The organism is Streptomyces coelicoflavus (genome assembly GCF_003112555.1).
Lineage (GTDB): Bacteria > Actinomycetota > Actinomycetes > Streptomycetales > Streptomycetaceae > Streptomyces > Streptomyces coelicoflavus.
The window spans coordinates 483,836-498,009 of record NZ_BEWB01000007.1 but is presented as its reverse complement, the minus strand read 5'-3'; the positions used below and the strand labels follow the sequence as shown (position 1 = coordinate 498,009).

Sequence of the window (14,174 nt, the reverse complement as noted above, 5' to 3'; positions counted from 1 at the left end):
CCGGGCTCCTCTACGGCCGGCAGCCGCGCGGCCTGAACACCGCCCGGCACATCTTCCTCGAGGAGGCCGAGCGCGGCCTGTACGCCGACTGGGAGACCTGCACCCTGGACGTGGTCGGGCATCTGCGGCTGGCCGCGGGGAAGTACCCCGACGACCCGCGGCTGGCCTCGCTCATCGGTGAACTGGCCATGGGCAGCGAGCGCTTCCGCCGCCTCTGGGCCCGCGCGGACGTTCGTGCCCGTACCCACGGCCGCAAGGCGTACCGGCACCCGCTGGTCGGGCTGCTGGAACTGCACCAGGAGAACTTCGCGCTGCCGGACGAGTCCGGCATGGAGCTGCTGGTGCTGTCCGCCGAGCCCGGGAGCCCCACGCACGACGGGCTGCGTCTGCTGGGCGCACTCGGTGGTGACGCTGTCCGCGACGCCGGGAACCGCGAATTCGGGCCGCATGTGGCGTGAGGCCGCGGTGGCTTGATCCGACAGTGCGTGCCCGCGGAAAGCGGGGAATGGGGGGGTCCGCACGCGGCACGCCGGAACACCAGTGGCGCAAAGGCATCTGTGGGGTTTCACAGGATCATTGATCAACTCCCGAAGCTTGACCATGAATTGCACACATCCTCTCTACACGGTGGCCCCGATGGTCTAGATTGACCGTGCTTCGGCTGTTCAGGCACGAGGCGACCGATAATGATCTTTAGGTCGGGGGCAGGGGGGTCTGCTGCTACCACTGTGAGTTGTTCACGTTTCTGTGGCACGGCCGCGACGTTGTGCGCGGGCAGGCGGGGGCCGCCCGTGGGGAGGAACGGCGCGGCGCGGGAGGCGGGGGCCTCCCGAGGGGGAGGAACAGTGCTAGGCGAACACGTCGAACCACTGGGAACCTGGGGGGTTCTGTGCGGCAAGGGGGATTGGTCAGCGCGTTTCCGTCTGCACGCGGGCAGCTGGCGGAGGGGGCCATCGGCCGGCCCGCGGTCGACTGGGAGCAGCGGTACCGCCGTACCGTGATCACCAGCGATACCGTGGCCACGGCCGTCGTGGTGGCGGGCATCGGGAATTTCTTCGGAGTTCGTGACGCGGCCAACTGGCACGAGAAATGGGGAATTCTCGCGTTCGGCACGGAACTGCTGGTACTGGGAGCGCTCGCGGTCAGCCGCTCCTGGTCCCCGGCCGTACTCGGCCAGGGAGCCGAGGAATTCCGCCGGCTCGGACGCTCACTGTTCATGGCGACCGTCGTTCTGGCGCTCGGCGGAATCGCCCTCACCTCGCGCAACATCAAATTGTGGATCTTCGTCGCCGTACCGGCGATCGCCGTCGTCACCATGGTCGCGCGGTATCTGCTGCGGCTGTGGCTGCACCGGCAGCGCAAGGAGGGGCGGTGTCTGAGGCCGGTGCTCGCCGCCGGCAGCCCGGCCACGGTGCGCGACCTGATCACCCGGACCCGGCGTTTCCCCCACCTCGGCTGGCGGGTGGACGCGGTGTGCACCACGGACGGTCCGGAGCTCGAGGACGGTGGCCAACTGGACGGAGTGCCGGTGGTCGGCCCGCTGTCGGACGTCGCCGACCACGTCCACCGCGACGGCTACCGGGTCGTCGCCGTCACCCCCGACCCGCACTGGTCGCCGCACCGGTTGCAGCGGCTGGCCTGGAACCTGGAGGGCAGCGACGCCGAGATGGTCGTGGCCCCCGTGCTCATGGAGGTGGCGGGCCCCCGGCTGCACGTCGACGCGGTGCTCGGGATACCCCTGCTGCGGGTCAGCATGCCGACCTTCACCGGAGGCCGCCGGGCGGTCAAGGCGGTCGTGGACCGGATGGGCGCGGCGGTCCTGCTGACGCTGTTCGCGCCGCTGATGGTGTTCGTCGCGCTGCTGGTCCTGGTGGACAGCCGGGGCGGCGTGTTCTACCGCCAGCGCAGGGTCGGCAAGGACGGCCGCGAGTTCACCATCGTCAAGTTCCGCACCATGGTCGCCGGGGCTGACCGGGCGCGGGCCGCGCTGGCAGACCGCAACGAGGGCGCGGGCCTGCTGTTCAAGCTCCGCCGGGATCCGCGGGTGACGCGGGTGGGCGCGGTGCTGCGCCGGTACTCGGTCGACGAGCTCCCGCAGCTCTTCAACGTGCTCACCGGTTCGATGTCGCTCGTCGGTCCGCGGCCGCCGCTGCCGGAGGAGTCCGCGGCGTACGGCCCGGACATCCGAAGACGGCTGCTGGTCAAGCCCGGCCTCACCGGTCTGTGGCAGATCAGCGGGCGCAGCGACCTGCCGTGGGAGGAAGCGGTACGGCTGGACCTGCGGTACGTGGAGGACTGGTCGCTCGCCCTGGACACGGTGATCTTGTGGAAGACGCTGCGTGCGGTGGTGCACGGGCAGGGGGCCTATTGATGCGCGGTGGTCGTCGGACCGGCGCGCGGAGCGCAGGCCGTCAAGGTCTGCCTGGGGGGAGGAACGGGTCATGAGGGTCAGTGTTTTCGGCCTCGGCTATGTGGGCTGCGTGTCGGCCGCGTGCCTGGCCGGCAAGGGGCACGAGGTCATCGGGGTCGACGTGAACCAGGTGAAGGTCGACCTGGTCAACGACGGCAAGGCCCCGGTGGTCGAGGAGCGGATCGGCGAACTGATCGCCGAGGTCGTGGGCAGCGGGGCGTTGCGCGCCACCCGCGACGTCCGCGAGGCGATCATGGAGAGCGAGATGTCCCTGATCTGCGTGGGCACGCCGTCGGAGCCCAACGGCAGCCTGTGCACCACCTACTTGGAACGGGTCACCGAGGAGATCGGTGCCGCGCTCGCCGAGCGGGGCGGACGGCACACCGTGGTGTTCCGCAGCACCATGCTCCCCGGCACCTGCACGAACCTGCTGATACCCATCCTGGAGAAGTACGTCGGCGGCACCGCCGGAGTCGACTTCGGGGTCGCGGTCAACCCGGAGTTCCTGCGCGAGGGCACGAGCGTGCGGGACTTCTTCGACCCGCCCAAGACCGTCGTCGGCGAACTCGACCCGGCCAGCGGCGACGCGGTGCTGGCGCTGTACGAGGGGCTGCCCGGCGAGGTGTTCCGGGTGCCGGTGGCGACGGCCGAGGCGATCAAGTACGCGGACAACGCCTTCCACGGCCTCAAGATCGGCTTCGCGAACGAGCTGGGCGCGGTGTGCCAGGCCCTCGGGGTGGACTCGCACCAGGTGATGGACGTCTTCCTGGCCGACCGCAAGCTGAACATCAGCCCCGCCTATCTGCGGCCCGGCTTCGCCTTCGGCGGTTCCTGCCTGCCCAAGGACCTGCGCAGCCTGGTGCACGCGGCGCGGCGGGCCGACGTATCGGTGCCCATCCTCTCCCACGTGCTGCCGTCCAACGCGGCGCACCTGGAGCGGGCGGTGGAGCTGGTGGAACGCGCCGGGAAGCGCCGGGTGGGGCTGTTCGGGCTGTCCTTCAAACCGGGCACCGACGACCTGCGCGAGAGCCCGCTGGTCGAGCTGGCCGAGCGGCTCTTCGGCAAGGGCTACGACCTGAAGATCCACGACGCCCACGTGAGCCTGTCCCGGCTGCTGGGCGCGAACCGCGAGTACGTCGAGACCCGGCTGCCGCATCTCGCGCAGCTGCTCGCGGACTCCGTCGACGAGGTCCTCGAACACGCCGAGGTGTGCCTGGTGGGGACCCGGGACCCGGCGGTCCTGTCGGCGCTCCCGCACGGCGGCGACCCGCTGCTGATCGACCTCATCCACCTTCCCGACGCCGACGTGCGCCGGGCCGAACCGGGGTACATGGGCCTTGCTTGGTGACACGACGTCCGGTGACACGACGCCCGGGAACGCGACCTCCGGTGACACGCCGCCCGTCGGCGACCGGCCGGGACGGCGCGCGCTGATCCTGGTGGAGAACCTGTCCGTGCCCTTCGACCGGCGGGTGTGGCAGGAGTGCACGACCCTGCGCGACGCGGGCTGGGAGGTGCACGTCATCTGCCCCCGGGGTACCAAGCGGGACACGGAGGCGGAGACGGAGATCGACGGGGTGCGCATCCATCGCTACCCGCTGCGCGCCGCCACCGGAGGACCGGCCGGCTACCTGCGGGAGTACGGAGCGGCGCTCTGGCACACGGCCCGGCTGGCCCGCAGGGTAGGCCCCGTACACGTGGTCCACGCCTGCAACCCTCCCGACCTGCTGTTCCTGCCGGCCCTGTGGCTCAAGCGGCGCGGTGCGCGGTTCGTGTTCGACCAGCACGACCTGATACCCGAGCTGTACCTCTCCCGGTTCGGCCGCGGCAAGGACCTGCTGTACCGCGGCGTGTGCGCCCTGGAAAGGGCGACCTACCGGGCCGCGGACATCGTGCTCGCCACGAACGAGAGCTACAAGGACGTCGCGATACGCCGGGGCGGCCGGCGCCCGGACGACGTCTTCGTGGTGCGCAGCGCACCCGCGACCGACCGGTTCCGGCCGGTGCCGCCCGAACCGGAGTTGAAGCGCGGCAAGCCCCATCTGCTGTGCTATCTCGGCGTCATGGGCCCCCAGGACGGCGTCGACTACGCCCTGCGGGCGCTGGCGAGGCTGCGCGACGAACTCGGGCGGACCGACTGGCACGCGGTCTTCGTCGGCTCCGGTGACGCCTTCGACGCGATGGTGGAGTTGTCCGGGTCGCTGGGGCTCACCGATCAGGTGCAGTTCACCGGTCGGGTCCCGGACTCCGACCTGGTGCGCTACCTGTCCACCGCGGACGTGTGCCTCTCCCCCGACCCGCGCAATCCGCTGAACGACGTGTCGACCATGAACAAGGTCCTGGAGTACATGGCGATGGGCCGGCCGATCGTCTCCTTCGACCTCCGGGAGGCGCGGGTCTCCGCCGGTGACGCCGCCGTCTACGCACCCGCCAACGACGAGGCCGCGTTCGCCCGACTCGTCGCGCAGCTGATGGACGATCCGGAGGCCCGGTCCCGGATGGGCAAGATCGGCGAGGAGCGGATCAACGGGCAGCTCTCCTGGCGGAACTCGCAGGCTTCGCTGCTCGCCGCATACGCCGCCGCCTGCCGTTTGGGGATCAACGCGGGGAGAAGGCAGCGCCGTTGAGTGACGACACGATACGCCTGGTCACGGTCGGACGGATTCTCCGTCGGCGCCGGCGGCTGCTCGCCGTCCTCGTCGTGGTGGGCGCGCTCGTCGGCTACGGCGTCTCGGTGCTGTTCCCGCCGCGCTACACGGCGTCGGCCTCGGTCCTGCTGCCGGGGCCGTGGGAGGAGCGCGAACTGCTCACCCAGGTGGAGATCGCGACCAGTTCGGAGGTCGTCGGCAAGGCGGCGGACTCGCTCCGCTGGAGCGGCGTCAGCGACAAGGAGCTGCGGGACCGGGTGAGTGCGAAGATCGCCGACGGCAACATCATCAAGATCTCCGGGACGGCCGACTCCCCGGAGCGCGCGCAGCGGCTCTCCGACGAAGTGGCCCAGCAGTTCGTGACGTACGCCGCGCGCATCGCGAGCGGCACCACCGATCCCGACGGGGCGACGGGGCCCGAGGCGCTGCGGCAGCAGGTGAAGCGGACCAACCAGCGCATCACCGACCTGGCCAACGCGGCCGACCCCGGGCAGACGGTGGAGAGCGTGCAGGCCCGCACCGAGCTCGAGAAGCTGCGCACCGCGCTGCAGGACGCCATGCAGAAGCTCGACGAGGCGGACCCGGCGAGCAGCAGGGCCGGCCTGGTCGTCATGGGCCCGGCGCCCCGGCCGGCCGGCGAGGCTCCCCCGACCCGGTGGCAGCTCGTCGGCGGCGGGGCGCTGCTGTTCTTCGTGCTCGCGGTCGTCGGCCATCTCGCCGCCGCGCGGGTGAACCGGCGGCTGCGCTCCGAACCGGAGATCGCCGCGGCGCTGGGCTCGGCGCTGCTGGGAACCGTCGACGTACCCGGGGAGCGGCGCGCGCACCGGCCGAAGGCGCGCGGTGTGCGGGCCCGGCTCCGGCGGCTGCTGGGTGTCGACACGCGGTGGGACCTGCCGGTTCCGCAGTCGTCCGGCGACGAGGCAGGGCGGCGGATCCGCTACCGGCGGGTGTGCGCCCGTCTGCGGGAGCGCCGGCCGGGCGCCCGGCGGCTGCTGGTCGTCGTACCGGACGGTGACGAGGTCGCCCGCCGGGCGGCCGGGCAGCTCGCCGAAGAGGCCGAGGGGGACCCGCGGCTGCGGGTGGTGGAGGTTCCGGTGTCCCGGCCGTTGGTGCCGGACCGCGAAGGCGAGTCCGGCGCCGTGGTCGTACTCAGCGCCGGGGCCTGGACCGCCGAGGAGCTCACCGGTGTCGCGGAGGCGTGTGCGGACGGTGGGCACGAGGTCGTCGGCGTGGTCGTCGCCGGCGCCGTGCGGGCCCGTCCTCCGGGGCCGGCCCGCCGGTCCCCCGAACCTCACGTCACGGCGGCCGGGGTGCACGACCACGCGACGGGGGGATCCGCATGACCACGAGTACGGCCGCGCAGTCGTCGGCCTCCGCTCCGCTCCTCGACCTGCAGGCACTGGTGGTGGCGGTGCGCAGGCGGCGCCGTGTGTGGGGCGCCCTGGCCCTGCTGGGGCTGCTGGCCGGCGCGGCCGTCGCGGTCCTGCTGCCGCCCCGGCCCGCCGCGGTGGCCAAGGTGCTGGTCGCGCACAAGGACGACCAGCCCAACGACACCGGCACACTGATCCGCACCGACGTCGAGCTGCTGTCCACCACGCGGATCGCCGAACAGGCCCTGCGCTCCCTCGACTCCGGGGAGAACCCGGAAGACTTCATGCGGGACTACCGGGGCACCGGCCTCACCAACAACCTGTTCCGGATCGATGTGACGGGCGACAGCGACGCGGAGGCGGTGGCCCGGGCCAAGGCGCTGGCCGACGCGTTCGTCGCGGACCACGTGCGGCGGATGCGGGAGTCGGCCAAGGCCGAGGCCGATTCCCTGCTCGACCAGCGCGACCGCATGCGCAAGGAGCTGGCCGAGGTCAACAAGGCGATCGGGGACCGGGCGCCGGACGACGATCCGGGGGCGTCGGCGAGCATCGAGTCCCTCTACGCCCGCCGGGCCGAACTCGACTCGCGGATCGCCGAGTTCGACCAGCGGGCCGCGGAGGCGCGCACCGGCACGCCCGAGGTCGTCGCCGGCACCCGGATCGTGGACGCCCCGCACGCCGTCGAGCACTCACTGCCCAAGGCCGTGGGCATCGACGCCGCCATCGGGCTCGCCCTCGGACTCGTCCTCGGACTCTCGCTGGCCGCGGTCGGCGCGGTGGTGGCGGACCGCCCCGTGCTGCGCCGGGACATCGCGGCGAACCTGGGTGCCTCGGTCCTCGCCGAGCTGCGCCGCGGGCCCCGCCGGCCGGCCGGGCGGTGGCAGCGCCGTCGGACCCGGGCGGCACGCGAACGGCTGACCACCACCCTGGCCCGCACCGCGCGGCGCTCCGCGGAACCGCTGTCGCTCCTGGAACTGGGCTGTGCCCGCGGCACCGCCGTGATCGCCCTGGACCTCGCCGGAGCGCTGGAGGCCGACGGGCCCGTGGTGGTCGTGGACGGCCTGCCCGGCACCGAGCTCGCCGACAGCCGGCGGGGGTCCGCGGGCCCGACCGTGCTCAGCGGTGAGGGTGCCGCGGCCGAGGCGCCCCAGGGCCGCCGGCTCGGCGTCGGCTCGGTCGGGCCGGGGACGGCGTGGACGGACCTGCGGTACCTCGGCACCCGGACGGTGCTCGTCGTACGCGCGGGGCACGGCAGTGCCGCGTGGCTGCACACCGTGGCGCGGCAGCTCGCGGACCAGCGGATCGCGGTGACCGGTGTGGTGCTGATCGACCCCGATCCGCGTGACCGCACCGACGGCACCCTGTGGGACGTTGCGCGCGTCGCGTCGCGCGGCCACGACGAACGGCCGACGCGGCACAACGGTGGCGGTACCTCCCACGCCGTCCAGGCGGTGGGGGAAGGGCGGCCCAGGACGGAACGGCCGTCGATGCCCGCCGCGCGGGTCCCGGACAGCGACCAGGAGGCGCGGTAGCACATGTGTGGCATCGCAGGCACGTACCACTGGCCGGACGGGAAGGCCGTGACCGACCGGCTCAGCGAAGTCCTCGCCCACCGAGGTCCCGACGGAGCGGGCCGGTACAGCCATCCGGCCGGCGCCGGCGAGGTGCACCTCGGGCACCGCCGGCTGGCCATCCTCGACCTGTCCGGGACCGGCGCCCAGCCCATGGTGTCGGGCGGCCTCGCCCTGACGTACAACGGCGAGCTGTACAACGCGCCCGAACTGCGCCGCGAGCTGGAGTCCGCGGGGGCGAGCTTCCGCGGCACCTCCGACACGGAGGTGGTCCTGGAGGCCTGGCGCCGCTGGGGCACGGACTGCCTGCCGAGGCTGCGCGGCATGTTCGCCTTCGCGGTCTTCGACGAGCGCACGGGTGAACTGGTCCTCGCCCGCGACCAGCTCGGCATCAAGCCCCTGTTCCTGCTCCGGCGCGGCGAGGGCCTGGTGTTCGCCTCCGAGCTGAAGGCGCTAGCCGCGGTGACCGGCGGGAAGCTGGAGGTGGACCACGCGGCGATGGTGGCGTCGCTGCTGTACTACTGGGTGCCGGACTCGCGGTGCGCGTTCCGCGAGGCGGAGAAGCTGCCGCCGGGCAGCTGGCTGCGGTGCCGGCCCGACGGGCGGGTGGAGCACGGCCGGTACTGGAACCTGAAGGACGTCGCCGCCGAGGGCCAGGAGCGGGCCCGCAGCGGCGAGCTGCCGGACCTGGCCGCCGTGGTCGAGGCGTCGACCCGCAGTCACCTGCTCTCCGACGTGCCCGTGGCGACCTTCCTGTCCGGCGGGCTCGACTCCAGCTATCTGACCGCGCTGGCGGCCCGGCACCGGCCGGGGATCTCCGCCTACACGATCGGGTTCCGCGCCGAGGACGCCCGGTTCGAGGCGATGCCGGACGACCTGCGCTACGCCCGGCAGGTGGCCGCGCGGTTCGGCGTGGACCTGCACGAGATCGAGATCGCGCCGGACGTGCTCGACCTGCTGCCGCGGATGACGTACCACCTGGACGAGCCGATCGGCGACCCCGCCGCGATCAACACCTTCCTGATCTGCTCGGCCGCCCGGGAGGCCGGGGTCAAGGTGATGCTCTCCGGAATGGGCGCCGACGAGCTGTTCGCCGGGTACCGCAAGCACCTGGCCAACCTGCTGGCGCTGCGCTACCAGCGCGTCCCGCGGCCGCTGCGGCGCGGGGTGTCCGCGGCGGTGGACCGGCTGCCGGTCGCGACGAGCCGCCGGGGACTGCGGTCGGTGCGGTTCGCGAAGCGGTTCCTCTCCTTCGCCGATCTGCCGGAGGAGACCGCGTTCCGGCGCAGCTACACCATGTACGACCGTCAGGAGCTGCTCGGCCTGATCGACCCGGACCTGGCGGGCACGGTCGAGGACGTGCTGACCGAGCACGCGGACGTCTACGAGGACAACGAGCTCGACGACTTCGTGAACCGCATGTGCCTGGGCGACGCCCGGATGTTCCTGCCGGGTCTGAACCTCGCCTACACGGACCGCTCCAGCATGGCCGCGTCGACCGAGGTGCGGGTGCCGTTCGTGGACGTCGAGGTGGTGCGGGCGGCGTTCGCGGTGCCCGGCGACCGCAAGATCGTCGGCCGGCAGGGGAAGGCCGCCCTGAAGGAGGCGGCCGTCTCCGTCCTGCCCCGGGAGATCGTGTACCGGCCCAAGGGCCTGTTCAGCGCCCCGCTGCGGGCCTGGATGAGCCGGGACCTGGCACCGCTGGTCCGCGAGGTGGTCAACGACGGCGAACTCGTCCGGTCCGGGTTCCTGCGCCGGGACGCGCTGCGGCGGCTGGTCGCCGAGGACGCCGCCGGGCAGCGGGACTTCTCCAAGCACCTGTGGCACGTACTGACCCTCGAGTACTGGTATCGCGGCGCGACCTCCGGGGCAGGCCACAACACTTCATCGACGGTGTAGGCCCCCCCCCCGGCACAGAGACCGGCACAGGGACGACCGGCACGGACACCGGCACAGACAACCGGCACAGACAACCGGCACACAGACAAGAGGACTTCGGGTGAAACAGGTCGTGCAGAACTACAAGAGCGGCGAGCTGGCGCTGCTCGACGTGCCGGTGCCGGGCTGCAAGCCGGGCGGTGTGCTGGTGCGGACCGCCTACTCGCTGATCTCCACCGGCACCGAGCTGATGAAGGTGTCCGAGGCCGGCATGTCGATGCTGGGCAAGGCCCGTTCCCGGCCGGACCAGGTGGCCAAGGTGGTGCAGAGCGTGGCCACCAACGGGGTGCCCGCCACCTACCGCAAGGTGATGGGCAAGCTGGACTCCTACACGCCGCTGGGCTACTCGCTGTGCGGGGTGGTCGAGCAGGTCGGCGCCGGCGTCGACGACGTCAAGGTGGGCGACCTCGTGGCCTGTGCCGGCAACGAGCACGCGCTGCACGCCGAGCTGAACTGGGTGCCGAAGAACCTCTACGCCCCGGTGCCGGACGGTCTCGCGCCGCGGGACGCGGCGTTCGGCACCGTCGGGTCCATCGCGATGCAGGGTGTGCGCCAGGGCGAGTCGCGGCTCGGCGAGGTGGCGCTGGTCATCGGGCTCGGGCTGATCGGGCAGCTGGTGGCGCAACTGCTCACCGCCTCGGGTGTCCGGGTCGTCGGGGCCGACCCCGACCCGGCGCGCTGCGAGCTGGCCGAGCGGCTGGGCGCGGCGGCCTGCGGCGACCCGGCCTCCCCGGCCGTGGAGAGTGCCGTCGCCGAACTCACCGACGGCCACGGCGTGGACCAGGTGTACCTGGCCGCCGGCGGCGGCAGCAACCAGCCCGTCGAGCTGGCGGCGCGGCTGTGCCGGGACCGCGGCCGGGTCGTCGACATCGGCAAGTGCCGTCTGGACCTGCCGTGGAACGCGTACTACGAGAAGGAGCTCGACGTCCGGTTCTCCCGCTCCTACGGTCCCGGGCGCTACGACCCGGAGTACGAGCTGGAGGGGCGGGACTACCCGATCGGCTACGTGCGCTGGACCGAGCGCCGCAACCTGGCGTGCTTCCTCGATCTCGTCGCCCGCGGCCGGGTGGACGTCGGGCCCCTGATCTCCCACACGGCCGCCTTCGACGACGCCGTCGAGACGTACCGGCGCCTCGAGGACGGCGAGCTGAAGGCCGTGGCCGTGCTGTTCCGCTACCCCGAACAGGCCGACGAGGCAGGCGCTCCGGCCGCGGCCCCGACGGTCGCCGTACCCGCGGTGCGGCGCGGCGGCAGGGTGTCCGCCCCGGCCCGGGCCGCGCGGACGCCGGTGCGCCTCGCGTTCGTCGGCGCGGGGAACTACGCGAGCTCGATGCTGCTGCCGCACCTGGCGCGCCGCGACGGCGTCGAGCTGGCGACGGTCGTCACCACCACTGCGCTGTCGGCGGCCAACGCGCAGCGGAAGTTCGGCTTCGCCGAGGCGACCACCGACCTCGACGCCGTACTCGGCGACGACTCGGTCGACGCGGTGTTCGTCGTCACCCGTCACAGCTCGCACGCCGACCTGACCCGGAAGGCGCTGCTGGCCGGGAAGGCCGTGTTCGTGGAGAAGCCGCTGGCGCTCACCGGGGAGGAGCTGACCGGTGTGCTCGCGGCGGTGGAGGAGTCCGGCAACGACCGGTTGCAGGTGGGCTTCAACCGCCGGTTCGCGCCGCTGCTGCGCCAGGCCGAGCAGCGGTTCGGTCCCCGCACCGGGCCGGCGAGCCTGCGCTACCTGGTCAACGCGGGCCGCCTCGACCAGGGCAGCTGGTACCTGCGGCAGGACACGGAGGGGTCGCGGTTCGCCGGTGAGGGCGGGCACTTCATCGACACGGCGAGCCGGCTGCTGGGCGCCGACCCGGTGTCGGTGTACGCGGTCGCCGCGTCCGGCAACGAGGACCTCCAGGTCGTACTGGGCTACCCGGACGGGTCCACCGCCACCATCGGCTACGTCACCACCGGGGCGGCCGGCTTCCCCAAGGAGACGCTGGACCTGGTCGCGGACGGCAAGGTGCTGCAACTCGACGATTTCGTCCGCACGTCCGTCTACGACGGCCGCAAGCGGTGGGTCAGTTCGCGGCTTCCCAAGGCCCGGGACAAGGGCCAGTCCGCGGAGCTGGCCGCGTTCGTCAGGGCGGTGCGCACCGGCGGCCCGATGCCGGTGCCGCTCGAGTCGCTGGTCGCCACCACGGCGGCCACCCTCGCCGTGCGGGCCTCGCTGGCCGGCGGCGCTCCGGTGACCCTGGCGGAGGCGCGATGACCGTGAACTCGGGGAGTGCGGGCTGGTACCTGCGGCGGCTGTCCCGGATGGGGCCGCGCGAGGTGGGCGGACGGGTGGGCGACGCGGTGCGCAGGCGGCGGTGGCGGTCGACGCGGCCGGTCGCGCCGGGCGTGACCGGCGCCCGGTTCACGGCCGTGCTGCCCGCCGGTGCCGTCGCCGCGGTGCCGCCGGACGCCGCGAAGCGTCTCGTCGCCGAGGCGGACCGGCTGATGGCCGGGCGGGCCGAGTTCTTCGGCGTGCTCCGCGACGACCTGGCCGACCCGGACTGGTGGCACGACCCGAAGACCGGGCGCCGGGCTCCGGAGGGTTACGCCTTCGACGTGCCGTACCGCGACGAGGACGTGACCGGGGACATCAAGCAGATCTGGGAACCCTCCCGGCACCAGTACCTCACCGTGCTCGCCGCCGCCTACGCGGTCACCGGGGACGAGCGGTACGCCGAGCGGGTGGCCGGGCACCTGCGGTCGTGGTGGGCGTCCAACCCGCCGCTGCGCGGGGTGCACTGGGTCAGCGGCATCGAGCTGGGGATCCGGCTGCTGTCCTGGGTGTGGGTCCGCCGGCTGCTCGACGGCTGGCCCGGGGCGGCCGCGCTGTTCGAGGACAACCCGGTGGCGCTGAAGCAGATCTGGCACCACCAGCGCTGGCTGGCCGCCTTTCCCAGCCGGGGCTCGTCGGCGAACAACCATGTCGTCGCCGAGACCGCCGGGCAGTTCGCGGCCGCCTGCGCCTTCGGATGGTTTCCCTCCTCGGCGCGCTGGCGGGACGACGCGCTGCGGTCGCTGGAGCGGCAGCTGCGCGCCAACACGTTCCTGTCGGGTCTCAACCGCGAGCTGGCCACGGAGTACCACGGGCTCGTGCTGGAACTCGGCCTGGCCGCGGTGGCGGAGGCGGACGCCGCCGGTGTCGCGGTTCCCCCGACGGTCCGGCTGGTGCTGCTGCGGATGACCGACGCACTGGCCGCCGTCGTGGACGACCGGCTGCGCCCGCCGCGCCAGGGGGACGCGGACGACGGGCACGGCCTGGTCGTGGACGGCGCGGGTACCGACCGCTGGGCCTCGCTGCTGGCCACCGGGGACGCCGTGTTCGGGTCGCTGCCCTGGTGGCCCGCGGTGACCGGCACCGATGTGCGCACCCCGCTGCTGGCCGCACTGATCCGGCCGTACGCGAAGGAGGGCACCGGCCAGGCCGTGTCCCGCCCGGCGAGCCGCCCGGCCCACTTCTCCGACGCGGGGCTCACCGTCCTGCGCGGTCCGGCGGGCATCTGGTGCCGCTGCGACGGCGGCCCGCACGGCTTCCTGTCCATCGCCGCGCACGCCCACGCGGACGCGCTGTCGGTGGAGGTGCGGCACGACGGGGTCGACGTGCTCGCCGACCCGGGGACGTTCTGCTACCACGGGCAGCCCGCGTGGCGGCGGTACTTCCGGTCGACCCTCGGCCACAACACCCTGGAGCTGGACGGCGCCGACCAGTCCGTCTCGGGCGGCCCGTTCCTGTGGACCCGGCACGCCCGCAGCCGGGTGCTGAGCGTGGACGTGTCCGACGAGGGCGTGTCCCGCTGGTGCGCCGAGCACGACGGGTACGGGCCCTCCGTGCACCGCCGCCGGGTGGAGCTGACGGCCGCGAGCCGCGAGGTGAGGGTGGTGGACGAGGTGCGGGGCCCGCGCCGGGCCGTGCGCCTGTCGTACCACCTGGGCCCGGCGGTCGCCGCGGACCTGGTGGACGACCGTGCCGTGCTCACCTGGACCCGGGACGGCGAGGAGCGTTCAGCGGTGCTCGACTTGCCCGGCGAGCTGTCCTGGCGGGCGCACCGCGGGGAGACGAACCCGCCGCTGGGCTGGTACTCCCCCGGTTTCGGACGCAAGGAGCCCGCCACCACGCTGGTCGGCACCGGTTTCACCGACGGCGCGCGGGAGTTCACGACCGTGCTCGGGTTTCGCGGCCGGTAGCAGGAACCAGGAA

Annotated in this window: 9 protein-coding genes; all 9 read left to right on the top strand. The window is 73.1% G+C overall.

The genetic code is table 11. The features are described 5' to 3' along the window. Positions 1 to 458, top strand: a 458-nt coding sequence (locus tag Sco07f_RS19860; RefSeq protein ID WP_439959692.1) for an MmyB family transcriptional regulator, incomplete at its 5' end; no start/stop codon positions are given. 431 nt (positions 459 to 889) lie between these two features. After that, positions 890 to 2,371, top strand: coding sequence for a sugar transferase (locus Sco07f_RS19855; protein ID WP_007387376.1), 1,482 nt, complete (start codon positions 890 to 892; stop codon positions 2,369 to 2,371). A 70-nt stretch (positions 2,372 to 2,441) separates the two neighbouring features. Then, positions 2,442 to 3,758: a nucleotide sugar dehydrogenase gene (locus Sco07f_RS19850; RefSeq protein ID WP_087788225.1), complete on the top strand. Its 1,317-nt coding sequence runs from the start codon at positions 2,442 to 2,444 to the stop codon at positions 3,756 to 3,758. Then, a complete protein-coding gene (locus Sco07f_RS19845) occupies positions 3,748 to 5,037 on the top strand; it encodes a glycosyltransferase family 4 protein (RefSeq protein WP_164141004.1) in 1,290 nt (429 codons plus the stop codon). The genes Sco07f_RS19850 and Sco07f_RS19845 overlap by 11 nt, the downstream gene beginning before the upstream one ends. Next, positions 5,034 to 6,401 (top strand): Wzz/FepE/Etk N-terminal domain-containing protein, encoded by a 1,368-nt coding sequence (locus Sco07f_RS19840; RefSeq protein ID WP_108988620.1) that lies wholly within the window; start codon positions 5,034 to 5,036, stop codon positions 6,399 to 6,401. The genes Sco07f_RS19845 and Sco07f_RS19840 overlap by 4 nt, the downstream gene beginning before the upstream one ends. Continuing rightward, the gene (locus tag Sco07f_RS19835) at positions 6,398 to 7,960 is read left to right on the top strand and encodes a Wzz/FepE/Etk N-terminal domain-containing protein (RefSeq protein ID WP_108988619.1); all 1,563 of its coding nucleotides are present in this window, start codon (positions 6,398 to 6,400) and stop codon (positions 7,958 to 7,960) included. Before Sco07f_RS19840 ends, Sco07f_RS19835 begins: the two co-directional genes overlap by 4 nt. A gap of 3 nt (positions 7,961 to 7,963) precedes the next feature. Further along, positions 7,964 to 9,898 carry an asparagine synthase (glutamine-hydrolyzing) gene (gene asnB / locus Sco07f_RS19830; RefSeq protein WP_108988618.1) on the top strand — a complete coding sequence of 645 codons (1,935 nt, stop codon included), beginning with the start codon at positions 7,964 to 7,966 and terminating at the stop codon, positions 9,896 to 9,898. A gap of 100 nt (positions 9,899 to 9,998) precedes the next feature. Next, entirely contained in the window at positions 9,999 to 12,194 is a 2,196-nt protein-coding gene (locus Sco07f_RS19825; RefSeq protein WP_174855390.1) for a bi-domain-containing oxidoreductase, read from the top strand. Beyond that, entirely contained in the window at positions 12,191 to 14,161 is a 1,971-nt protein-coding gene (locus Sco07f_RS19820; protein WP_167468150.1) for a heparinase II/III family protein, read from the top strand. The genes Sco07f_RS19825 and Sco07f_RS19820 overlap by 4 nt, the downstream gene beginning before the upstream one ends. Positions 14,162 to 14,174 lie beyond the last annotated feature (13 nt).

Excerpts from the sequence above, each read along its gene's own strand:
- asnB (WP_108988618.1), top strand. The coding sequence starts at position 7,964 with ATGTGTGGCATCGCAGGCACGTACCACTGGCCGGACGGGAAGGCCGTG.
- Sco07f_RS19835 (WP_108988619.1), top strand. The coding sequence starts at position 6,398 with ATGACCACGAGTACGGCCGCGCAGTCGTCGGCCTCCGCTCCGCTCCTC.
- Sco07f_RS19850 (WP_087788225.1), top strand. The coding sequence starts at position 2,442 with ATGAGGGTCAGTGTTTTCGGCCTCGGCTATGTGGGCTGCGTGTCGGCC.
- Sco07f_RS19820 (WP_167468150.1), top strand. The coding sequence starts at position 12,191 with ATGACCGTGAACTCGGGGAGTGCGGGCTGGTACCTGCGGCGGCTGTCC.